Origin of the sequence: Exiguobacterium sp. SH1S21 (assembly GCF_004337175.1) — a bacterium.
Taxonomy (GTDB): domain Bacteria; phylum Bacillota; class Bacilli; order Exiguobacteriales; family Exiguobacteriaceae; genus Exiguobacterium; species Exiguobacterium aurantiacum_A.
On sequence record NZ_SJUY01000001.1, the window covers coordinates 465,181 to 485,940 of the forward strand.

Consider the following 20,760-nt stretch of genomic DNA (forward strand, 5'->3'; position numbering starts at 1 on the left):
AATGAACAGTCATTCATTTTCTTGTTAGAATCAAAAGTCGAGCACATGTTTCAAGAACAACAAGATGCCGCCGTAGCCGAGAACAGCGAGCATGAACGTCCGGAAGTGGAGGTTGCGGTCGGCCGGCAGCTCGAACTTGACGATATTGAGGATCATCGCCCCGGCGACGAACGCGAACAGGAGCGCCTCGACGTGCGTCGCTAGATCGATGAAACGGGCGAACAAGCCGCCAACGAGAATCCCGCCGCTCAAAAAATAGCGTCCTTGTGTCAAGTAACGTTCCCCGTAGTGACGGTACAAGTCGTGTCCGACAGCGAGGAAATGGACGCCGAGCGCGGTCGCATAAAAACTACGTGCCACAAACGTGACCGACGTCGCCGTGACGACGTAAGCCGAGAACGACATGTATGCCGTCAGAAGCGTCACTTGAAGCCAATACGACACGTTTCGGTCAATCGTCTCGTCTTGAAAGTACGGTGTCCGCACGAACCGCATCGTTCCGTAGAAGACGGTAAAGCCGAGCAGACTGACGACGTAAATCTCTGACGGCAAGGCAAGATCGAGCCAGTCGACTTGAAGCGTATCTTGGCGCTTGTTGAGTGATGGCAGTAAATACATGAAAAAATACGTGATGGCGATCCCGCTCGAAAATGAGAACCATTTTTTAGACGGTACCCGGTCGCGTGGAAACAAATAAATCCCAAAGAAATTGATGAGCACTAAATACACGACAATCCAGTTCGCCATCCCATGTCACCCTTTCACATCAATCCAAAATCGCTCGACGACGTTTCCACCTTCTTCGGTATACGGTGTGTCGGCGACACCCCCGTTGTTCAAAATGACTTGGCGAGAAGCGACGTTCTCTCGGTCACACGTGATGAGCGCCCGCTCAATTCCGAGTTCCTTCGCTTTCTCGAGCGCGAGACGTAGCTGTTCTGTCGCCAAACCGCGTCCGCGCGCACTCGGCTTGATGCCGTAGCCGATATGTCCCCCGAAGTTCAACAGGTGGGCGTTTAACTCATGGCGAATATTCGCCGCCCCGAGCAACTCGTCCCCGTCCGTCAACCAATACGTCGTGCTCGGCACCCAACCGTCCTCAATCTTTTCACGGTCTTCTGCGTCAAGTAGTCGTTTGACGTAGGCGTCAAAATCGCTTGTATCTTTATTAATCGTCGTCGGGACGATGTTGCTTCCGTCCTCTTTCCATTCGCTTAACAGGGCAAGAACTTGGTCTTGCTGTTCGACTGACGTCTTCACGAGCCGTAACATAGCATTTCCCCCCTAATCATATGTATGAAAAAGACCGCAATGCGGCCTTAGTCTTCGAGTCCTAATCGTTTTGGCATCACCGGTGCGAGTTGTCTCGCTTCGTCTAAGCGACCGGCTTCGACGAGCGTGTGGAACCGTAAAAATTCCTCATGCTCAGCGTCACCGATTGCCGCCAAGTAGTCGATATAGCGGTCGTACACCGATTTATCTTCCGGTCGCGCTTCGATCAACGCGATATAGAGCCGGACCGTGTCTTCTCCGTACAGGAGCGGGAACTCGTCGTTCAATTGGAGCAACTTGTCGACCGCGTCCATATCGACGCCGGTCTCATTGTCATAATGACCGATGACTTGTTCGGCATGGTCTTCGAGGCGGCCTCGCCATTCCTCATACTCTTCCTCGTTCGTCTCGAGCATCTCGAACCAATCCTCGTTCAACATCTCTTCAATCTTTTTCACACGTTCTGTAAAATTCATCTCGTTTCTCCTCCTTCAAACGTCCAAGCGACGTCGACTTCATAGTCGCCCGCCAAGTCGTCGTTCATTGCCAACTCGTAATGGAAACGGCAGCGGCCGTCCCGGACATCGAGCCGCACCGTCGTCGTCGCCATCGTCATCGACATATATGGATTTTTATATAAGCTTTGTGTCAGCCGCCCTTCAATGAAGGAATGGTTCATCTCGATCGGTCCTTTACAGATGAGGGCGAGCCGCCCGGTCGTATATTTCAACGTCGTCGGCACAATGCCGTCCTCACGCTCTTGGTCGAACATCAAGATGAAGCCGGTCTTTAATTCATAGTAGAGCCCGTCGGCATGGAGCTCGATCGGTTCATCGACCTCACTGACTTTCGTCGTCTGCCGGACACGGACCCGTCGTGGTTCAATTGCCATGGTGATTCCCCTTTCCGCCGTCTCATCGTACCATATCTCCTAAACGGTCCGGAATCGCTAACTTTTTCTTTCCCGGTTCGCGCGCGCCTCACACTACAAAAAAGACAGGGTTTCCCCTGTCTTTGAGTCAGCTCAACTTGTAGACGCGTCCTTCGAACGGCTTCAAGTGGAGGAGCATCGTCTCATCATGCGCGTCGAGCGGCATGTTCTTCAAGACGACGTCGTCTGAACGAAGCATGATATCCGTCGCGAAGATCGCTTCTTTGTCCGTCAAGTTCGACATGACGAGGTATTGCGTGTCACCGAGCGTCCGTGTGTAGGCGTAAATCTCCGGATGTTCAGGCAAGACGATATCGTACTTGCCGTAGACGAACGTCTCGTCGTCTTTACGGAGACGGATCATCTCTTTATAGAAGTTGAGGATCGAATCCTCGTCCTCGAGCTGCGCGTCGACGTTGATATCCGGATAGTTCGGGTTGATGCCGAACCACGGCTTCTCGGCGAACGTGAAGCCCGCATTCGCGGCGTCGCTCCATTGCATCGGCGTCCGTGTGTTGTCACGCGACGAGTTCCACGTGATCTCCATCATCTCTTCATGGCTCTTGCCGTTCTCACGTCCGATATAGTAACGGTTACGTGTCGCGATGTCGTCGTACTGGTCGATCGAATCGAACTTCACGTTCGTCATCCCGATCTCTTGGCCTTGATAGATGAACGGTGTCCCTTGCATGAGGAAATACATCATCGCGATCGACTTGGCGCTCTCTTTCCAGTAACGCTCATCGTCGCCCCATGACGACACGGTCCGTGTCTGGTCGTGGTTCTCGACATACAAGGCGTTCCAGCCGTCTGCCTCGAGGCCTTTTTGCCATTTCGTCAAGACGTTCTTCAAATGGACGACGTCGAGTTTCGACTCGGCATCTTCACGCCAAAGACCCATATGTTCGAATTGGAACACCATGTTCATCTTGCCGTCCTTCTCACCGACCCAAAGGTGGGCGTCGTCAGGCGAGACGCCGTTCGCTTCACCGACCGTCATGATGTCGTGTTTGTTGAACGTCTCGTCACGGAGTTCTTCCAGGTAGCCGTGGATACCGTCGACGTTCATGTGCATCTCGAACGACGGCACGAAGTCGAGGCCTTCCGGATTCGGAAGATCGCCGAACGACGGGTGTTTACGGATATGGCTGATGGCGTCGACGCGGAAACCGTCGATGCCTTTGTCGAGCCACCAGTTGATCATGTTGTAGATCGTCTGGCGCATCTCAGCGTTCTCCCAGTTGAGGTCCGGCTGTTTCTTCGAGAAGACGTGCAAGAAATACTGTTCGGTCGTCTCGTCGAACTCCCAAGCCGAGCCGCCAAAGATCGACTCCCAGTTGTTCGGCTTCGAACCGTCGGGCTTCCCGTCGCGCCAAATGTACCAGTCACGCTTCGGATTGTCTTTCGAGCTCTTCGATTCGATGAACCACGGGTGCTCGTCTGACGTGTGGTTGACGACGAGGTCCAAGAGCAGCTTCATGCCGCGCGCATGGACTTCTTCCAAGAGACGGTCAAAGTCTGCCATCGTCCCGAACTCGTCCATGATGTCCTCATAGTCACTAATGTCATAACCGTTGTCGTCGTTCGGCGACTTGTACATCGGGCAAATCCAGATGACGTCGACGCCGAGGTCTTTCAAATAATCGAGTTTGTCGATGATGCCTTGAATGTCACCGATCCCGTCACCGTTCGCGTCGTAAAAACTGCGCGGGTAGATTTGATAGGCGACGGCTTCTTTCCACCAATTTCGTTTTAAAGTTTTTGTGTGTTGGTCACGTTGTAAAAGTTGCATGTCTCAATAAGACTCCCTTGTCTCTAAACTTACTGCGCATCCTATATACTTATCTTATTATCAGTGCTATTTTTTCTTCTTACGGCTAGCGCAATCGTTTGCACGATTACAGTAAGTTTATCTTACCAAAAATCATTCGCCGACACAAAGAAGTTTTAAATAGCTTACTCACCGTGTACCCTACACGATTTAAAAACCAATTGAAAGCGAGGCGACTCATATGATTCGTTTGGCCACAGTGGCCGATGTGTCTCCCATTGATACGCTTATTCTAACGAAAGCGATGGAGTTTAAAGCAGCCGGAAAAACGCAATGGCAAAAATATTTAGAGCCGAGCCGGACCGATACTGTGACGTATGACGTCACGAACGGAACAGTCTATGTATATGAAGAAAACGATACGATTGTCGGGGCGGTCAGTCTGATCCCACCGACGTCGTGGGACGAGAACTTATGGAGTGACGCCGACGCAGCCGTCTACGTGCATCGCCTCGTCGTTGACTCGCGCCATAAAGGAAAACAAATCGGTACTCAATTGATGAGTCAGGCAATGGCCGGGTCAAAACGGATCCGTCTCGACTGTGTCGCGACGAACGGTTTTTTGAACGACTATTATCTTCGCTTCGGCTTCAGCTACGTCGGCGAACGCGACGGTTTTTCCTTATTTGAAAAACAAGCTTGACCTTGACGTGACGTCACGCTTTACGCTGAATTCAAGGAGGTGAGGCTTATGTATTCGATTCAGCAGCTCGCCAAGCTCGCTGGGACGACGCAACGGACACTCAGGCATTATGACGCGATCGGTCTGCTTGTACCGCTGCGCGACGACAACGGATATCGCCGCTATGCAAAACATGACGTCGACCGTTTGCAGATGGTTCTGTTCTATCGGTCGCTCGACTTTTCACTTGACGCGATCAAGCACTTACTTGAAGCTGATTCGTTCGACCGGGCTCAGACGCTCGAGCGCCAAGTCACAGCGTTGCGCGAGAAAGCGGCTTATTTTGATATGCTCGCCGACACGGCCGAGACGACACTCACCTCACTCAAAGGAGGAATTCCAATGAAAGAAAAAGAGTTGTTCAACGGACTGTCGTTTGACGAACTACAAGTCCACGAAGCGAAACATGAAGCCGAAGTGCACGCTCGTTGGGGTGACAGCGAGGCGTACCACACATCTTTCGAGCGTGCCAACCAGCGCTCGAAAGATGCTTGGGAAACACTCAGCCAAGAACAGATGAATCTCGTCAAACCGCTCGTCGACCTGTTCCGAGCGGACGTGCCGATTGAAGACGAACGTGTCCAAGCCGTCGTCAAGGCGAACCATCAGTTCATCAATGCTAATTTCTATGACTGTTCATTCGACATGTTCAGCGGACTCGGGCACATGTATGTCATGGATGAGCGGTTCACGATGTTTTACGACAAGTACGCGACCGGGCTTGCCGTCTACTATAACGACGCGATCCAACATTACTGCATCAAAAATAGCTAAAAGGCCAAAGTGAACTCGCTTTGGCCTTTACTCTGCCGTCCGTCGATCATACACGTCCTCTTCGAGCATCGATTCAATTTGGCGACGCAAAAGCGGAAGTGCCGTCACAAGTTGAAGGTAAGGATACGTCGCAAAGTTATCGGTGCCACCGACATAGAGGACGGACCGGTCGAGTACAGTCCACCCTCTGTCGCCCCATTGTTCGATTCTCACTTCACAGACGTCAGGCTTAGCGCGAAACGCCCAGTAAGCTTCAAGTTGTCCTTTGGCCATCGAAGGGCTGACCGTTAAAATCGGACAGTCAAGACGGTGCAGTCGGCTCATGTCGACGGGTCCGGTCTCGTGCAAGATCACGAGTTGTGGTTGTAAGCGATCAAGCCACATCATCGTTCGTGCGTCATTCAGTGACGTGACACGCAACAGATGATGCGATGGAATCGGATTGTCGTTCAGCGGATAACGTGCTTGTAACTCTCGGACGCGCTGACGACTGAATCGGCGCATGAGCGGTGACGTCAATCGAACGTATGATTGACGCATCCACTCGTTGATCGAGTCGGGACGCACTTCAGCCGGACCGTCTTCTTTGATCACATGGGTCACCCCGAGATTTCGAATCGCCTGGTACACATAAGTCGAAGTCGGATCCTCGCCGATACATAAGACGATCGGACGCGTCATAAGCCCTCCTCCTTCCCTCTCTTTGAAACGTCATCGTTTGCCTGGTCTGTAAATTCTGGCCCCATCGCCGAAAGCGCTATGTCAAAAGAACCGAACATCTGTTGGATATCTTTAAGCGCCGGTCCTTTCCCATCTTTTTTTGCCATATTTCATAACCCCATGGCGAGAGGACAGCCAAATCCTCACTCGCTTCTTTCAACGCCGATAGAATATCTTGTTCCGTGAACGCTTTACGCGTCGACAATCCGATTTCTTCAAGTGCTTGCGTCCAAGACCCGAAGCGCCGAACGACTTTTGTGATACTCGGACGTTGGTTCGCTTTCGCCCATTTCGCATACGTTGTTGAATTAAATGGTTCGATTTCATCGCTCGCATCGAGCAACGCTTGAATAATTTCAATCTTTTGGTCTTTTGCCATCATCCCGAGTAGATCGGCCTCAATCAATGCGACCTTCCAAGACCCAAACTGGATGACAACTTCCGTGAGTGTCGGAGCATCATGGTCATGCGCCCATTTTCGGTAATCGGCACTATTGATCGAGCCAAGATCCTTCGCTGCCCGGCGAAGCGTTCGCAACATTTCCGACTTCGTGAAACGCGGCATCTGGTTTTCAAACCCGACGAGCCGCAGCACGTTCGCCCACGAACCATAAACCTCTAACAGTTCGAGTACGGTCGGTCCGCCGTTCGCTTGTTGCCATTGCTGGTACATATGGATTGTGAGACGACCGTCATCAGCGGCCGTCCTCAACTGGTAAATCACTTGTTTCTCTTCCATGCCGCCTCCCCCTTTTTTATACGACGACTCATCCCACTTCACGAGCGCTAATTTGCGCAAATAAATTGATTTGCCGTGTCAAAATTTTCGATTCATCGAACCGTTCCTCGACGACTTCGCGACCTCGGCGACCGTATGATTCGATCCGATCCGAATGCTCGATGAACGACTCCATTGCCTCCGCGAGCGCTTGCGGACGGGCCACCGGGACGAGGTATCCCGTCTCTCCGTCGATGACTTCTTCTCGACAACCGCGGATGTTCGTCGCGATGACTGGAAGACCTGACGCCATCGCCTCTAAAATGGAACGGGGGAGCCCTTCCCGATAAGACGGTAACAGAAAGACGTCATGACGGTTGAACAAAGACGGGGTGTCTGTGACGAACCCGGCGTAATGCACGTTCGGGTTATCGGCGAGATGCGCCTCGACGAGTTTTACCGTCACTTGGTCACGTTCATTCGTCATCAGTTCCCCAGCAATCGTGAGTGTTGCGCCCGGATGACGCGCCGAAACTTCCTGAAACGCCTCGAGTAAATCGAGGATCCCCTTTTCTTTCACGAGGCGGCCGACGAATAGAAACTTTAACTGTTTCGGGTCCACTGTTTTTTCAACCGGTTGGAAGCGAGTCAAATCAATCCCGTTCCCGAGATGAAGCAGACGGTCGTCGTTTTTAAAATGTCGGGTCTTAGCGAGCGAATAATCTTCCTCACTTTGAAGCAACAACCAGTCGGTCGCGAGCGCGGCTAGCGACTTTTCGAGCCAAAATACAAGCTCGTAAGCGACCCGACTCATCCGTTCATGGAAGTAAAAACCGTGGGCCGTGTAAAGAATGTGTGGAGTGCGGGCGATGCGGGCCGCGACACGTCCGAGCGCGGCGGCGACCGGCGTGTGGACATGGATCGCATCGTATTTCTCCCGCCTGAGCAACGTGACGAGTCCCTGAATCGTCTGCACATTCCGTTTCGGATGGAATTTGCGATCGATCGGCAGCGTGTGAATGACCCATCCTTCTGCCCGCAACCGGTCCGTCCGGTCACCGTAGGCGCAGGCGACGTCGACTTGGTGACCTTCTGCTTTGAGCGATTCGATGAGTGGGCGCAATAAGACGTCTGCGGTCATATCGACCGCACAGAATTGAAGGATCTTTAAAGGCGCCATAAGTGGACCTCCTCTGGCTTCGTCGCTCGGTTTAAGATACCTTTTAAATCCATGACGATCCCTCGTCCCATCTTCAACTGACGTTCGGCGATTTTCCAACCGGCACTCACGAATTCATCGTGTGAGACGGCGTAGATAACGACCTCGGCCGGTTTCAGCTCGTGATAGGCTTTCACTTCAATCCCATACTCGCGTTTCACTTCTTCATGGTCGACGAACGGGTCATACACTTGGACATCGAGCCCGAACTCTTCAATTTCCCGAACGAGCGATGCGACTTTCGAGTTGCGGATATCACTGACGTTCTCTTTGAACGACATCCCGAGCACAGTGACCCGGGAGCCGAGTACCGGCATATTTTGCCGAATCATCGTTTTGATGAGCGACGTGGCGATGAAGCTGCCCATCGTCTCGTTGATGCGCCGTCCGGCCAAGATGACCTCAGGGTGATAACCGAGCATCTCGGACTTCATCGTCAAATAGAACGGGTCGACACCGATACAATGGCCACCGACGAGTCCAGGCCGGAAGTTCAGGAAGTTCCATTTCGTACCGGCCGCTTCTAACACTTCAAGTGTATCGATATTCATCCGCTCGAAGATGATTGCGAGTTCATTCATCAATGCGATGTTCAAGTCCCGCTGCGTGTTCTCGATCACTTTCGCGGCTTCGGCGACTTTGATGGACGAAGCGCGATGCACACCGGCATCGACGACCGTCTCATATACGGCTGCGACGATATCAAGCGTCTCGTCATCCTCGGCAGCAACGACTTTCTTAATCGTCCGAAACGTATTGACGCGATCCCCTGGATTGATGCGTTCTGGCGAATAGCCGACTTTAAAGTCAATCCCAGCCCGGAGACCCGACTCTTGTTCGAGAAGTGGGACGCATTCTTCTTCTGTCAAACCAGGGTACACCGTCGATTCGTACACGACGATCGTCCCAGGTCGCAAGTGTTTCCCGACTGCCCGCGTGGCCCCGCAAATCGGTCCGAGGTCTGGTTGATTTTGTTCATTGATTGGCGTCGGCACGGCGATGATGATAAAGTCCGCCTCTTCGAGCTGTGACGCGTCGGTCGTATAGGCGACTGATGCGCCCTCAAGCGTTTCCCGCTCGACTTCGTGCGTGATATCGACGTATTCATTTAATTCGTGGATTCGCGCCTCGTTAATATCTAATCCGATGACGTCACCGACTTCTCCGAATGCGACCGCGACCGGAAGTCCGACGTACCCGAGTCCGACGACGGCGATATGGCGATTGGCAATGGTTCTTCGTGTTGTCTGTGCTTCTGAGATGAGTTTGTCCATGTCCATCTGCCTCCAGTTATTATGAAATTTGATTCATCAACTTTTCGACGACGATGACTTTTCCATTCGGGCCTCGAGGAATTTGTTTGACCGGCGTCAACGTAATCTCGACGCCGTCTCCGACGAGCTCTTTCAACCCCCGTCGAAGCACTTGTTCATGCGACGAGGTAAAGCGATTTGGGTCTTTGATGTAGCGCATCTCGATGTGATGCAAATCGAGCTGCCGAAACTGGACTTGAATGACCGAGTTCGGGAGCTCGCTGACGATCGTCGTCAAATCCCCTTCATAGACTTTGAGTCCTTTTGGCGTGACGATAAAATTGGTCTGTCGTCCCTCAATCGATTCAACATACGTCCCGCCTTGGCCGCACGGGCAAACCCCTTCTCCGAACGTCATCCGGTCCCCGATCCGGTAACGGACGAGCGGTGTCCCGTGGGTCGTAAAGCTCGTGACGAGAATTTCGCCGTCCTCCCCATAAGGCTCGATGACCCCCGTCTCGTGATGAAGGTGCATCCGTCCATGACTGCACTCGCTCAAAATCGGTGCCCCTTCGGACGAGGCGTATTGGTCGAATACGGGCGCGTTGAACGCTTCTTCAAGCAACGACCGTCCAAACGCCGTGATCGTTTCGGACGTCGGGAACAAGGCGATCAGTTGAAAGTCGAGTTTGATATTGTGCGCTTTAATATATGAGGCCAGGTCGATCATAGCGGACGGGGCGCTATCGAGAACGGCTGGTTTGAACCGATTCAGTTCCGCGATATAGTGCGGGATATTCGCCTCTGTCAGATGGAACAATGACAGCAGTAGTTGATTCATCGGACGATTATACCGCCAAAACACGGGTGCCGCTTGATCTGGTTCACAAATGACGCGTCCCGTGAAACTGGCTCGCTTCATCCCTTTTTTAAAGCCGTGTTGTTCTTTAAAATAATCCAAATGGGCCATCCGGATCTGATAATCTTCTGCTGTGAATTTCACTTGGAGCGACGCACCGGTCGTCCCGCCTGTCTTGCCGATAATGTCTGTCTTCACGTGCGAGTAGATGACCGGGGTCGAGCGGACCGTTTCCTTCTCGAGTATCGGAATCTGTTTCAGATCTTCGACCGAGCCGAGCGGGAGTGATACGCCGGCCTCGTCGAATAACTGACGGTAATAGTCATTGTTCGCTTCGCAAAATGCTAAAAAGTCATTGAGTCGTCGAAGCTGGTCTGCTCGAACGGCCGCGTCATCCGTCGGACGGTTGCGTAGTGCGGCAAGCTCCTGCTCGTACGCTTTCCCGTAACGCTCTTGTGACAACTTCAAGCCGTAAAGTGACGTCATCCAGTTTTGAAGGCGGATCGGCGCCTTAAAATATACGTCCCGCAACGCGAAGATTGCCATGATCAAACTCCCCTTTTGTATGGGTCAGACGTGAAGTCGCTTCACGACCCGAATTTTTCCGTTTGGTTCTTTTTTGATGGCCGGCACATTTTTAAGACGGATTCGCATATTCGGTGTGAACAGTCGTTCCACTTCTTGCTTTAATATCGTCTCATGTTCGTTTTCGAACCGGTCCTCATCTTTGACATACAACATTTCAATCTGGTCGATCTCATGTTGGAGCACTTGGACTTGAAGTACCGAGTTTGGAAGCACGGCGACGGTTGCCGTCAAGTCGCCTTCGAACACTTTATAACCTTCCGGTGTCTCGACGTAATTCATTTGACGGCCATCGATCGACGAGATGACCGTACCGGTCTGGCCACACGGACACGTCTCATCGCTGAGTGTCATTCGGTCTCCAATTCGATAACGGACGAGCGGCGTGCCATGGGTCGTGAAGCTCGTGACGAGCACTTCTCCGTTCTCTCCGGCCTCAATGATGCCGGTCTCCGGATGGAGGTGCATCCGGCCATGCTGACATTCGGTGACGAGCGGTGCGCCTTCTGAAGAAGCGTATTGGTCGTATACCGAGGCGTCAAAAACTTCCTCGAGCAATGCGCGTCCCCATGGCGACAACGTTTCCGACGTCGGAAAGATGGCGATTGGCTTGAACGTCAAGCGCATATCCGTGTCTTTTAAATACTTGGCGACTTCGATCATCGCGGACGGCGAACCGTCGAGAGCGTCAGGTTGAAAGTCGTTCAATGATTTGACGTAGGCCGGGATCGTTTTCGGATGAAAGTGAACGACCGAGTAGAGCATCTGTTTCATCGGAGCGTTATAACGCCAATAGACCGGCTCTTCCTGGCCGCGCGGACAAATCATCCGATCGGTGAAACTTGCTCGTTTCATCCCTTTTGTAAAGCCGTGCTGCTCTTTAAAGTAATCTAAGTGGGCCATGCGGGCTTGATAATCTTTGACCGTGAACCGGACTTGGAGTGCCGTCCCGGTCGTTCCGCCCGTACAACCGACGATTGGTGCTTTAACGTCCGAGAAAATAGTCGATTCGGTACGAAGTGTCTCTTTCTCAAGCACTGGAATTTGTTTCAAATCGCTCAGTTGCAGAAGTGGCAGCTCCACGTGATGGCGGTCAAACAAGTCTCGGTAGTAGCTATTATGCGTCTGACAAAACTTAAGGAACCGATTGAGCCGGTTCAGTTGGGCCGTTTGCGGATCGACGAGCCGTCGACTTCGAAGCTTGGTCAACTCTTTTTCGTAATAAGGACCGTAACGCTCATGGTATAACTTCAACCCGTATAGCGAGATGAGCCAGTTTTGAACCGGCAACGGAGAGTTGGCATAGATTTTGTCTTGAAGTGACATCATCACTCGATTCCCTCCTTCAATGCATGGTGATACGCGATATACCAATCGATAAATTCATGCACCCCTTGTTCAATCGGGGTCTGTGGTTGAAAATCAATCGCTTCATACAATTCCGATGAATCGGCAAAACTTTCCGGTACGTCACCCGGCTGCAGCGGGAGTTCGTTCACGATTGCTCGCTTCCCGAGTTTTTTCTCGATGATTCGAATAAAATCCATCAGCTGGACCGGACTATGATTGCCGACGTTGTACACACGGAACGGGACGTCGCTTCGGTCAGGGAGCGGGTCGTGATAGTCAAACTCTTCGTCAGCGAATGGTTGAATGTTCATCAAGCGGACGATCGACTCGATCACGTCGTCGACGTAAGTGAAGTCACGGGCCATTTGCCCATAGTTATAGACGTCGATCGGTTCGCCTTTCATGATGGCCTCTGTGAATTTGTACAGCGCCATATCCGGTCTTCCCCACGGTCCATAGACGCTGAAAAAGCGGAGTCCGGTCGTCTTTAGACCGAACAGATGGCTATACGTGTGGGCCATCAGTTCATTCGCTTTCTTCGAAGCCGCATATAACGAGAGTGGATGATCGACCGGATGCTGTTCAGAGAACGGCATCTTTTGGTTCGAGCCGTATACGGAACTTGATGATGCATAAATCAATTGCTCGACCGGGAAGTTCCGGCACGCCTCAAGGATGTTTAAAAATCCGACGATATTCGATTGGATATAAGCGTCCGGATTTTCAAGACTGTAGCGGACGCCTGCTTGCGCAGCCAAGTTGACGACGATATCAGGACTCCGTTTCTCGAACACCCGTGTGACGGCCATTTTGTTCTCGAGCGAGTCCCGATACAGTTTGAAGTTCGGGTGCGTCAAGACGTAGAGACGCGCCTCTTTCAAATGAGGATCGTAGTAATCATTCACTTCATCAATGCCGACAACGTGGTGCCCTTCTCGCAACAGTCGGCGCGCCAAATGAAAGCCGATGAATCCTGCGACACCTGTGACGAGCACAGTCTTTTTCATAACGTCTTCCTCCTTTGAGTGGGGTCGCTCGAACGAATCCGAACGGGCTCGATCTGAGGCGCGAACATATCTGCCATCACTTCTTCCGGGATTTCGCTATTGGCGACGAACAAGAGGAAGGACGTCAATGCGCTTTGTTGGTCAAGTAGATGTTCAATCGTACGTAAAATTGGTTCGACCGATTTGAACGGTCGCGTACAGCCGACAAAAATTTTGTCATACACTTGATTTTCGCTGCGTTCGCTCGTGGCAAGCAGCTCCTCATACAATTTCTCGCCCGCCCGGATTCCGCTGTATTCAATCGAAATTTGCTCAAGCGTGAAGCCGCTGAGCGTGATCATCCGTCGGGCCAAGTCGACGATTTTGACCGGCTGTCCCATATCAAGGACGAACACCTCACCGCCATTCGCGCGAACACTTGCTTGAACGACGAGCCGACTCGCCTCGGGGATGGTCATAAAGTAACGCGTCATCTCGGGATGTGTCACCGTGATCGGACCACCGCGTTCAATCTGTTCTTTGAACAACGGGACGACCGAGCCGCGACTGCCGAGGACGTTACCGAACCGAACGACCGAGAACGTCGTCGCACTATGACGCGCTTGTTGCTGAACAATCATCTCGGCGACCCGTTTCGTCGCGCCCATCACGTTCGTCGGATTGACCGCCTTGTCTGTCGAGATCATGACGAAACGTTCGACATTGAACAAATCAGCGGTTTCGACCATATTTTTCGTACCATAGATGTTGTTCTTCACGGCCTCTTTCGGGTTCCCTTCCATGAGCGGGACGTGTTTATGGGCCGCCGCATGATAGACGATCTCAGGCTTGAACTGTTCGAACACTTCCATCAATCGCGCCCGGTCTTGGACGTCCCCAATGATTGGACAAATCTCCGTTTCCGTTTGTAAGTCTTTAAGTTCACGGTCAATCGAATAAATGCTGTTCTCGCCATGCCCGAACAAGACGAGACGACCGGGTTCGAATTTGATTAACTGCCGGCATAGCTCAGACCCAATCGATCCGCCAGCACCTGAAATCAAAATGGTCGTGCCTTTTAGCTTATGTGAGATCTCGGATACGTCGAGTTGGACCGGCTCTCGTCCGAGCAAGTCTTCGATCGCCACTTCCCTGATCTCATTCATCGATACTTTTCCGGACGCAAGCTCTGAGAGCATCGGTAACGCATGTGATTCGACGCCTGTCTTCTCGATTCGCTTGAGCAGTTGCAGCCGTTTGCTATAAGGCAGGGACGGGATTGCGAGAACAACGACTTCGATCCCGAGCTCTTCAATTTTCCGCTCGAGCGCATCAATCGGGCCGATGACCGGTGTCCCATGGATATAGAGCCGTTGCAGGAACGGATTGTCGTCTAAAATACCGACGACGTTTAATACGTTCGTCCGATGTTCTTTCAACTCTTTCGTGATCTTTTGTCCTGAGTCCCCACCGCCGATGATGAGCGTCGCTTTTCCGCTCGGCGGAGCGTTCCGGAAGCGGAAGAAAGACCGGGTTCTCGCCACAATCCGGATGAACAACATCCCGTTGAACGCGAGCAGGCTCTGGACGAATAGCGCTTGATACGATACATTCTCTAACACGACGAGGGCAGCACCGAGGACAAGTAAATCACTCGTAAGCAACACAAGGGCGAGCAATTGCAACTCACGCATCGAACCGTAACGCCAGTCAATCCGATAAACACGTGTCATCCACCCGAGGACGAGCAGAGCCGTACTTTTCAACGCTAAAATCGTCATTAACTTCGTAGTGTCGCCGGAGACGGTCGTGTCATGAGCGAACAACAGTTTGAACGTGAGAAAGATGGCCGCCGCCGCGATTGTCACGTCGAGCATCATAAGCATCGTGTTTTTTCGGTCCATCGGATAATGATTGAATCGAATAGTCATCCTGTCACCACCTTTAAAGATTGCCGAATGTAAACGGGTTATTCGCTGATGCTAGATTAGTACCCGTTCGAGATTCACAATCTGAAAGAAATCCATAGCTTTTTCATAGCAACGAAATTTAGCCATCAAACAGTTTTACGAATGTATGATGGCCATTTCTTTTTGTTTGTGAATATTTCCGCACTAAATGGGTAATATTGAAAGTATATGAATCGTGAATTAGGTGTAAATTGTCAATAAGGAGGGGAATTTAGAAATAAGTGAACATGCATGCTCGTCACATGATTTCTTCACGACTTGCTTACACCGTCAGTCACGAGTCTTTTATGTTCGTTGTCAACCGCAGTCGCGCCCTCGACCGTTTGGGCTTTCCTTGAGGACCATCATCGTTCAACCACACCATGACCTTTGAAGCAATCAAGCGCTTCTAAAAAGGAGAGACATCACGATGAAAAGATGGACAGAGCAGCAAATCATCTCATGCCTACAACAAGCAGCGAATGAACTCAAAGAATTCGATACGAAACAATACACACTCTGGGCCCGCAGCAAAGACGTTCCTTCCCTCTCGACCGTGATTTACAAATTCGGTTCCTGGCGCGAAGCCGTTCAAGCCGCTGAAATCAAAATGATGTACCGCTATTATTCGGACGAAGATATTTTAACCGCGTTAAACGAGGCCGCAGAAGAGCTCGACATCTTTACGAGCCAAACGTATCGGGAGTGGGCCAAAGTCGCACAAGCCCCGTCGCTCACGCTGATCAGCAGTCGGTTCGGCTCGTGGTCAAACGCGCTTCGCGAAGCGAAGTTGCAGACGACGACGGCCCGCAATAACGAGGAGCGCATCATTCAGGCACTCATCGAGGCGTCCGCCGAACTGACACGTCTCACTTCACAGCACTACGCTGTCTGGGCGCAGGAGAAGGGATATCCGACCGTGGCAACGATTGCCCGGAAGTACGGCTCCTGGAGCTACGCCTTGTTCGTCCTCGATATCGCCCCACCGAAACGGAAATGGGACGAGGAGGACGTCATCGAGGCGCTCCGGGTCGCTAAAGATGAATTAAGCCATTTCAGCATCCTTCACTACCGCAAATGGGCCGAAGGACGAAACGTGCCGAGCACGTCGACAATCAACGCCTTGTTCGGCAGCTGGACCGCCGCTTTGAAATGTATGGAACAACAGCAAGTCATCACATGACAAAAGCGCCGTCTCTCAATGAGACGGCGCTTTTGTCATGTGACGATTGTGATAAAGAACGGGATACCGACGAGCAAATTAAACGGGAACGTGACGGCGAGGGCGAGCGTCAAATAAAACGACGGCTCGGCTTCCGGGACGGACGCTTGAAGCATCGCCGGCGCCGCGATGTAAGAGCCACTCGCAGCGAGCGTCATGAGCAAGATCGTACCCCCGTCAGACAAACCGGCCAGTCCAGCGGCAAAGTAGCCGACGACGGCCCCGATAAGCGGGAACATCGTCCCAACAATTAAAAACTTCATGCCGTACGCCGGGACGTCTTTCAGCTGATGGCCGACCTTGACCCCAAGACTGAGTAAGAATAAGAGTAAGACACCCGGGAACAAGTCGACGAAGAATGGTGTCAGCGCCGACGTGTCCGGCGTAACGAATCCGACGACGAGGCCGGCGATGAGCAAGAGGATGCTCTTTGAAAGCATACTGTCCCGGATGACGGTGAACGACTGACTCGGGGCGGCCGTGATACCGAGCACACGCGTCTGGTTGTACAGTAAGAGCGCGACGACGAGACCGGGAATCTCGAGGACGACGACGAGCGTCGTCATGAACGGTTCATAGCTGATACCGAGCCGCTCGAGCTGGGCGGTGGCTGCGACATACGTCACAAGCGAGACCGAGCCGAACGTCGCCGCCATGGCGATCCGTTCGTGAAAGCTGAACTTGAGCAGACGACCGAGTCCAAAAGCGATGAGCGGTAAAACCATCCCGAGGACGAGCGTCACGGCGAGCGGTGCCGCAAGCTCGTCGAGCGAGACAGCGGCGAGCCCCATTCCTCCTTTTAACCCAATGGCGAGCAGCAGATAAATGTTGAGTGTCACACTGAGCGATTCTGGGATTCTTAAATTCGACTTCCCGAGAGCGGCAATCACGCCCGTCACGAACAAGAGCACCGGAGCGCTCGTCAACAAAAACGTCAATAGTTCCATCATTTCCTCCTAGACGACAAAAGCGCACACCAAAGAAAGGTGTGCGCTGCATGCCGACGGCTCGAACCAGGTCGTTCCGTCTAGCCGACAACTGTCGGATTTATTTTTGACAGCTCCGGGTCAGGACGACGATGGAAAGTTCCCGTAGGCATTCTCCACCAATCCTGACGCGTCTCTGCTCTTAGTGTAAAAATATCGTCACGCCTTGTCAATCACGTCGTCCCACGTTGCATCCAACCGAAAGACAATGAGGCGTTCGCCTGTCTTCGTGCTGATGTCCGTATGGAGCGACACCAGTCGTCTCCCGAGCACATCTTGAATGATCGTCTCGAGTTGGATCCGGCCGGATTCGACCAAGTTGTTGCGGTATTTCTTTAATTGCTCGCGACCACTCGACTTTGCGGCGAGTTCATACTCGGCCGGGGTCAAGACGCCTTGTAGCGTCACGATGGCCAAATCGCGGAGCAAATCGCTCTTACACGTTAATGAACCCCGCCCGAGATACTCTTTCTCCCACTGGGTGATCCGGGCGCTCAGTTCCATCTCGAGCTGGCCTTTTTTCGGCATCGTTACTTCACGAACCCGATCATCATCTCGCGAAGGATCTTCGCGGCGGCGATCGCTGTCATATCTGACTGATCATACGCGGGTGACACTTCGACGAGATCGGCACCAATAATATCGAGGTCAGCATTGGCGATGGCATGGACCGACTCGAGCAACTCCTTCGTCGTGATGCCGCCAATCTCTTGCGTGCCGGTTCCTGGTGCTGCCGACGGGTCGAGGACGTCGATGTCGATCGTGACGTACACTTTCTTGCCGGCGAGCGTAGGAAGGACGCGTTTGAGCGGTTCAAGCACTTCATACTTGTACAAGTTGTAGCCGACTTCTTTGGCCCAGTCGAACTCTTCTTTCATCCCAGAACGAATCCCGAACGAATAGCAGTTCGACGGTCCGATCAAGTTGGCCGCTTTTTTGAGCGGTGTCGAGTGCGAGAGCGGCTCGCCCTCGTAATCGTCACGAAGGTCGGTGTGCGCGTCGAGGTGCAAGATGACGAAGTCGTCCCCGTATGCGTCATACATCGCTTTGATGACCGGCCACGTGACGAGGTGTTCACCGCCCATACCGAGCGGGAACTTCCCTTCCTTGATTACGTCTTTGACGAACGACTCGATCATGTCAAGCGACTTTTGGGCGTTGCCGAACGGAAGCGGGATGTCCCCTGCGTCATAGACGGCCGCTTCACTCAAGTCCCCGTCAAGATATGGGCTGTATTCTTCAAGTCCGATCGAGACTTCACGGATGCGGTTCGGGCCGAAACGTGAGCCCGGACGGAAACTGACCGTCCAGTCCATCGGCATGCCGTAAAGGACCGTCTTCGCTTCCGTTACTTCCGGAAGACTCGCGATAAACACTTTTCCTGAGTAGGCTTCATCGAAACGTTTGATCATTTCGTCAAGTCCTCTACGAACTTAGGAAGTACGAACGCCGCCGCGTGCAGCGCTGGCGTATAGTATTTCGTCTCGATGTCGTGGAACCGCTCAGCTGGTACTTGAAGCGGGTCATACTTCTTCGAGCCGATCGTGAACGTCCACAAGCCGCTCGGGTACGTCGGTACATTGGCTGTGTAAAGCTTCGTGATTGGGAAGATCTCTTTCACGTCACGTTGTACCGTTTGGATGAGTTCTGGTGTGAACCATGGGTTGTCCGACTGCGCGACGAAAATCCCATCGTCTTTGAGCGCTTTCGAGATTCCCGCGTAGAACCCTTTCGTGAACAAGTTCGCTGCCGGTCCGACCGGTTCAGTCGAATCGACCATGATGACGTCGTACTCGTTTTCCGATTTCGCGATGTGCATGAAACCGTCGCCGACGATGACTTCGACGCGTGGGTTGTCGAGCTCACCCGCAATATTTGGCAAGTATTTCTTCGAATATTCAATGACTTTCCCGTCGATGTCGACGAGAACCGCTTTCTCGACTGTTGGGTGTTTCATAATCTCACGGATGACTCCACCGTCGCCGCCGCCGACCACGAGAACGTGTTTCGGGTTAGGGTGCGTGAACAGTGGCACGTGCGCCACCATCTCGTGATAGACGAATTCGTCTTTATCCGTCGTCATGACCATTCCGTCAAGCAACAACATTGTACCGAACTCGTCCGTTTCGACCATCTCTAGTCGTTGAAACTCCGTTTGTTCGCTCTCATAAACGTGGTTAACCCGGAACGTGATCCCGTAATCTTCTGTCTGGTGCTCCGTAAACCATAACTTTAATTTTTGGTCCATCGATAGAACCCCTTTCTGTTCAAAAAGTTGTTCGTATGCGAGTGGCGTTTTGAGGCGCTTCTTATTCATACGATAGGAAGTATACAAAAACTGTCCGCATTTTGCACGATTTTTTTATTTATTCGTCCAGATGTGTGAGTTTTCCATGAGGTTTAGCCGATAAACTGGATATAGATGTATTTTATAACAGGAAAGGAGGGGTCCTATGTGGTCTCCTTGCGTGGCCTGCTCCACGACAATCCCGCTCTTTGAACGGGGCTTGTTGGTCGTCAACGACCAACCTCATCCATACGAATCATTTGATGAACTCAAGACTAAGCTATCTTCGGTCGAGGACAATGTATATTGTGTCAACCCTGCCACGAAACAGCAAACGTCGATTCTACCAGCAGTCGATTTGCTCGAACAGATCGCCAACCGTGACACGATCGAGCTGATCCAACACGGGGAGTTCGAAAGTCACCTGCAACCGATCGTCCATCTCGACACAGGTGAACGCTTCGGTTACGAGGCGCTCCTCCGCAGTCAGAACAATATCTCGCCTGGAGAGCTGTTCCGAGCCGCCAACCGGTTCGGACTTCATTCGAAGCTCGACCAACGCGCCCGGTCCGAGGCGATCAAAGCGACGTATCACGCCGTCGCACCACACGAGAAGACGTTCATCAACTTCTTGCCGTCGACGATCTACAACCCGGACTACTGTCTGCAACACACGTTCGAAGTCATCGACCGCTACGGGCTCAGTGCCGACCGGTTCATCTTTGAAGTCGTCGAGACGGAGAAAGTCCAAGACGTCGCTCATTTGCAGCACGTGTTCGCGACATATAAAAAACGCGGCATGAAAGTCGCGCTCGACGATGTCGGTGCCGGCTTCTCGACGCTTGACATGTTACAGCGGCTCGAGCCCGATTACGTCAAAATCGATCGGTCGTATATTTCGTTCTGTGACCAAGATGCTGAGAAGCGGGCCTTCTTGAAGAACGTCCGTCAATTGACGCGCTCGATGGGCATTACCATCCTCGCCGAAGGGATTGAACGCGCCGAAGAGGTCGACGTCTGTCGCGAACTCGGTTATGATCTCGCCCAAGGCTACTTTTTCGGAAAACCGGCTGCACCAGATGATGTTACTTCGCTTAAATCGATGCCACTCTGATAACAGAGTAGCATCTTTTTTT

21 protein-coding genes are annotated in these 20,760 nt (G+C 52.3%); 4 read left to right on the forward strand and 17 right to left on the reverse strand.

The genetic code is table 11. The features are described 5' to 3' along the window. Nucleotides 1-30 precede the first annotated feature (30 nt). The 5 genes from EVJ24_RS02245 to EVJ24_RS02265 form a co-directional block, all read right to left on the reverse strand. Nucleotides 31-747 carry a hypothetical protein gene (locus tag EVJ24_RS02245; protein WP_131439219.1) on the reverse strand — a complete coding sequence of 239 codons (717 nt, stop codon included), beginning with the start codon at nucleotides 745-747 and terminating at the stop codon, nucleotides 31-33. 6 nt (nucleotides 748-753) lie between these two features. Next, a complete protein-coding gene (locus EVJ24_RS02250) occupies nucleotides 754-1,272 on the reverse strand; it encodes a GNAT family N-acetyltransferase (protein WP_131439221.1) in 519 nt (172 codons plus the stop codon). A 47-nt stretch (nucleotides 1,273-1,319) separates the two neighbouring features. Then, nucleotides 1,320-1,748, reverse strand: coding sequence for a hypothetical protein (locus EVJ24_RS02255; RefSeq protein WP_131439223.1), 429 nt, complete (start codon nucleotides 1,746-1,748; stop codon nucleotides 1,320-1,322). After that, nucleotides 1,745-2,164 (reverse strand): DUF1934 domain-containing protein, encoded by a 420-nt coding sequence (locus tag EVJ24_RS02260; RefSeq protein ID WP_131439225.1) that lies wholly within the window; start codon nucleotides 2,162-2,164, stop codon nucleotides 1,745-1,747. The genes EVJ24_RS02255 and EVJ24_RS02260 overlap by 4 nt, the downstream gene beginning before the upstream one ends. Before the next feature lie 127 nt (nucleotides 2,165-2,291). After that, nucleotides 2,292-3,995 (reverse strand): glycoside hydrolase family 13 protein, encoded by a 1,704-nt coding sequence (locus tag EVJ24_RS02265; RefSeq protein ID WP_131439226.1) that lies wholly within the window; start codon nucleotides 3,993-3,995, stop codon nucleotides 2,292-2,294. Nucleotides 3,996-4,215: 220 nt separating this feature from the next. Here EVJ24_RS02265 and EVJ24_RS02270 point away from each other — a divergent pair, with 220 nt between their 5' ends. Together EVJ24_RS02270 and EVJ24_RS02275 are read left to right on the forward strand one after the other, a co-directional pair. Beyond that, nucleotides 4,216-4,677 carry a GNAT family N-acetyltransferase gene (locus tag EVJ24_RS02270; protein ID WP_236637526.1) on the forward strand — a complete coding sequence of 154 codons (462 nt, stop codon included), beginning with the start codon at nucleotides 4,216-4,218 and terminating at the stop codon, nucleotides 4,675-4,677. A gap of 48 nt (nucleotides 4,678-4,725) precedes the next feature. After that, complete coding sequence (locus EVJ24_RS02275) at nucleotides 4,726-5,490, forward strand: MerR family transcriptional regulator (protein WP_131439228.1); 765 nt, start codon at nucleotides 4,726-4,728, stop codon at nucleotides 5,488-5,490. Nucleotides 5,491-5,517: 27 nt separating this feature from the next. Here the strand turns inward: EVJ24_RS02275 and EVJ24_RS02280 are convergent, their stop codons facing one another. The 8 genes from EVJ24_RS02280 to EVJ24_RS02315 form a co-directional block, all read right to left on the reverse strand. After that, on the reverse strand, nucleotides 5,518-6,171 hold the full coding sequence (locus EVJ24_RS02280; RefSeq protein ID WP_131439230.1) for a hypothetical protein: 654 nt from the start codon (nucleotides 6,169-6,171) through the stop codon (nucleotides 5,518-5,520). 76 nt (nucleotides 6,172-6,247) lie between these two features. Further along, nucleotides 6,248-6,949 carry a hypothetical protein gene (locus EVJ24_RS02285; protein WP_131439634.1) on the reverse strand — a complete coding sequence of 234 codons (702 nt, stop codon included), beginning with the start codon at nucleotides 6,947-6,949 and terminating at the stop codon, nucleotides 6,248-6,250. A 28-nt stretch (nucleotides 6,950-6,977) separates the two neighbouring features. After that, nucleotides 6,978-8,108, reverse strand: a complete 1,131-nt coding sequence (locus EVJ24_RS02290) for a glycosyltransferase family 4 protein (RefSeq protein ID WP_131439232.1) — start codon at nucleotides 8,106-8,108, stop codon at nucleotides 6,978-6,980. Beyond that, on the reverse strand, nucleotides 8,096-9,427 hold the full coding sequence (locus EVJ24_RS02295) for a nucleotide sugar dehydrogenase (protein WP_131439234.1): 1,332 nt from the start codon (nucleotides 9,425-9,427) through the stop codon (nucleotides 8,096-8,098). Before EVJ24_RS02295 ends, EVJ24_RS02290 begins: the two co-directional genes overlap by 13 nt. 13 nt (nucleotides 9,428-9,440) lie before the next feature. After that, nucleotides 9,441-10,805, reverse strand: a complete 1,365-nt coding sequence (locus tag EVJ24_RS02300; protein WP_131439236.1) for a phenylacetate--CoA ligase family protein — start codon at nucleotides 10,803-10,805, stop codon at nucleotides 9,441-9,443. A gap of 24 nt (nucleotides 10,806-10,829) precedes the next feature. Then, a complete protein-coding gene (locus EVJ24_RS02305) occupies nucleotides 10,830-12,173 on the reverse strand; it encodes a phenylacetate--CoA ligase family protein (RefSeq protein ID WP_131439636.1) in 1,344 nt (447 codons plus the stop codon). Further along, nucleotides 12,173-13,201, reverse strand: a complete 1,029-nt coding sequence (locus EVJ24_RS02310; protein ID WP_131439238.1) for an NAD-dependent epimerase — start codon at nucleotides 13,199-13,201, stop codon at nucleotides 12,173-12,175. The genes EVJ24_RS02305 and EVJ24_RS02310 overlap by 1 nt, the downstream gene beginning before the upstream one ends. Beyond that, nucleotides 13,198-15,111, reverse strand: a complete 1,914-nt coding sequence (locus EVJ24_RS02315) for a polysaccharide biosynthesis protein (RefSeq protein WP_131439240.1) — start codon at nucleotides 15,109-15,111, stop codon at nucleotides 13,198-13,200. The genes EVJ24_RS02310 and EVJ24_RS02315 overlap by 4 nt, the downstream gene beginning before the upstream one ends. Nucleotides 15,112-15,559: 448 nt before the next feature. On the opposite strand from EVJ24_RS02315, the gene EVJ24_RS02320 reads away from it, so the two are divergent. Then, on the forward strand, nucleotides 15,560-16,312 hold the full coding sequence (locus EVJ24_RS02320; RefSeq protein ID WP_071398405.1) for a homing endonuclease associated repeat-containing protein: 753 nt from the start codon (nucleotides 15,560-15,562) through the stop codon (nucleotides 16,310-16,312). A gap of 35 nt (nucleotides 16,313-16,347) precedes the next feature. Here EVJ24_RS02320 and EVJ24_RS02325 read toward each other — a convergent pair whose 3' ends face one another. From EVJ24_RS02325 to speE, 4 genes are all read right to left on the reverse strand, one after another. Continuing rightward, nucleotides 16,348-17,298, reverse strand: a complete 951-nt coding sequence (locus EVJ24_RS02325) for a sodium-dependent bicarbonate transport family permease (RefSeq protein ID WP_131439242.1) — start codon at nucleotides 17,296-17,298, stop codon at nucleotides 16,348-16,350. A gap of 198 nt (nucleotides 17,299-17,496) precedes the next feature. Next, on the reverse strand, nucleotides 17,497-17,865 hold the full coding sequence (locus EVJ24_RS02330) for a DUF2294 domain-containing protein (protein WP_201740335.1): 369 nt from the start codon (nucleotides 17,863-17,865) through the stop codon (nucleotides 17,497-17,499). 2 nt (nucleotides 17,866-17,867) lie between these two features. Further along, on the reverse strand, nucleotides 17,868-18,749 hold the full coding sequence (gene speB / locus EVJ24_RS02335) for an agmatinase (RefSeq protein ID WP_131439243.1): 882 nt from the start codon (nucleotides 18,747-18,749) through the stop codon (nucleotides 17,868-17,870). Continuing rightward, nucleotides 18,746-19,585, reverse strand: a complete 840-nt coding sequence (speE, locus tag EVJ24_RS02340; RefSeq protein ID WP_131439245.1) for a spermidine synthase — start codon at nucleotides 19,583-19,585, stop codon at nucleotides 18,746-18,748. The genes speB and speE overlap by 4 nt, the downstream gene beginning before the upstream one ends. Before the next feature lie 220 nt (nucleotides 19,586-19,805). On the opposite strand from speE, the gene EVJ24_RS02345 reads away from it, so the two are divergent. Next, nucleotides 19,806-20,738 carry an EAL domain-containing protein gene (locus EVJ24_RS02345; protein ID WP_330857577.1) on the forward strand — a complete coding sequence of 311 codons (933 nt, stop codon included), beginning with the start codon at nucleotides 19,806-19,808 and terminating at the stop codon, nucleotides 20,736-20,738. Nucleotides 20,739-20,760 lie beyond the last annotated feature (22 nt).

What these genes read in the sequence shown, in the direction of transcription:
- EVJ24_RS02245 (WP_131439219.1), bottom strand. Translation starts at nt 747, where the DNA reads ATGGCGAACTGGATTGTCGTGTATTTAGTGCTCATCAATTTCTTTGGG.
- EVJ24_RS02250 (WP_131439221.1), bottom strand. Translation starts at nt 1,272, where the DNA reads ATGTTACGGCTCGTGAAGACGTCAGTCGAACAGCAAGACCAAGTTCTT.
- EVJ24_RS02255 (WP_131439223.1), bottom strand. Translation starts at nt 1,748, where the DNA reads ATGAATTTTACAGAACGTGTGAAAAAGATTGAAGAGATGTTGAACGAG.
- EVJ24_RS02260 (WP_131439225.1), bottom strand. Translation starts at nt 2,164, where the DNA reads ATGGCAATTGAACCACGACGGGTCCGTGTCCGGCAGACGACGAAAGTC.
- EVJ24_RS02265 (WP_131439226.1), bottom strand. Translation starts at nt 3,995, where the DNA reads ATGCAACTTTTACAACGTGACCAACACACAAAAACTTTAAAACGAAAT.
- EVJ24_RS02270 (WP_236637526.1), top strand. Translation starts at nt 4,216, where the DNA reads ATGATTCGTTTGGCCACAGTGGCCGATGTGTCTCCCATTGATACGCTT.
- EVJ24_RS02275 (WP_131439228.1), top strand. Translation starts at nt 4,726, where the DNA reads ATGTATTCGATTCAGCAGCTCGCCAAGCTCGCTGGGACGACGCAACGG.
- EVJ24_RS02280 (WP_131439230.1), bottom strand. Translation starts at nt 6,171, where the DNA reads ATGACGCGTCCGATCGTCTTATGTATCGGCGAGGATCCGACTTCGACT.
- EVJ24_RS02285 (WP_131439634.1), bottom strand. Translation starts at nt 6,949, where the DNA reads ATGGAAGAGAAACAAGTGATTTACCAGTTGAGGACGGCCGCTGATGAC.
- EVJ24_RS02290 (WP_131439232.1), bottom strand. Translation starts at nt 8,108, where the DNA reads ATGGCGCCTTTAAAGATCCTTCAATTCTGTGCGGTCGATATGACCGCA.
- EVJ24_RS02295 (WP_131439234.1), bottom strand. Translation starts at nt 9,427, where the DNA reads ATGGACATGGACAAACTCATCTCAGAAGCACAGACAACACGAAGAACC.
- EVJ24_RS02300 (WP_131439236.1), bottom strand. Translation starts at nt 10,805, where the DNA reads ATGGCAATCTTCGCGTTGCGGGACGTATATTTTAAGGCGCCGATCCGC.
- EVJ24_RS02305 (WP_131439636.1), bottom strand. Translation starts at nt 12,173, where the DNA reads ATGATGTCACTTCAAGACAAAATCTATGCCAACTCTCCGTTGCCGGTT.
- EVJ24_RS02310 (WP_131439238.1), bottom strand. Translation starts at nt 13,201, where the DNA reads ATGAAAAAGACTGTGCTCGTCACAGGTGTCGCAGGATTCATCGGCTTT.
- EVJ24_RS02315 (WP_131439240.1), bottom strand. Translation starts at nt 15,111, where the DNA reads ATGACTATTCGATTCAATCATTATCCGATGGACCGAAAAAACACGATG.
- EVJ24_RS02320 (WP_071398405.1), top strand. Translation starts at nt 15,560, where the DNA reads ATGAAAAGATGGACAGAGCAGCAAATCATCTCATGCCTACAACAAGCA.
- EVJ24_RS02325 (WP_131439242.1), bottom strand. Translation starts at nt 17,298, where the DNA reads ATGGAACTATTGACGTTTTTGTTGACGAGCGCTCCGGTGCTCTTGTTC.
- EVJ24_RS02330 (WP_201740335.1), bottom strand. Translation starts at nt 17,865, where the DNA reads ATGCCGAAAAAAGGCCAGCTCGAGATGGAACTGAGCGCCCGGATCACC.
- speB (WP_131439243.1), bottom strand. Translation starts at nt 18,749, where the DNA reads ATGATCAAACGTTTCGATGAAGCCTACTCAGGAAAAGTGTTTATCGCG.
- speE (WP_131439245.1), bottom strand. Translation starts at nt 19,585, where the DNA reads ATGGACCAAAAATTAAAGTTATGGTTTACGGAGCACCAGACAGAAGAT.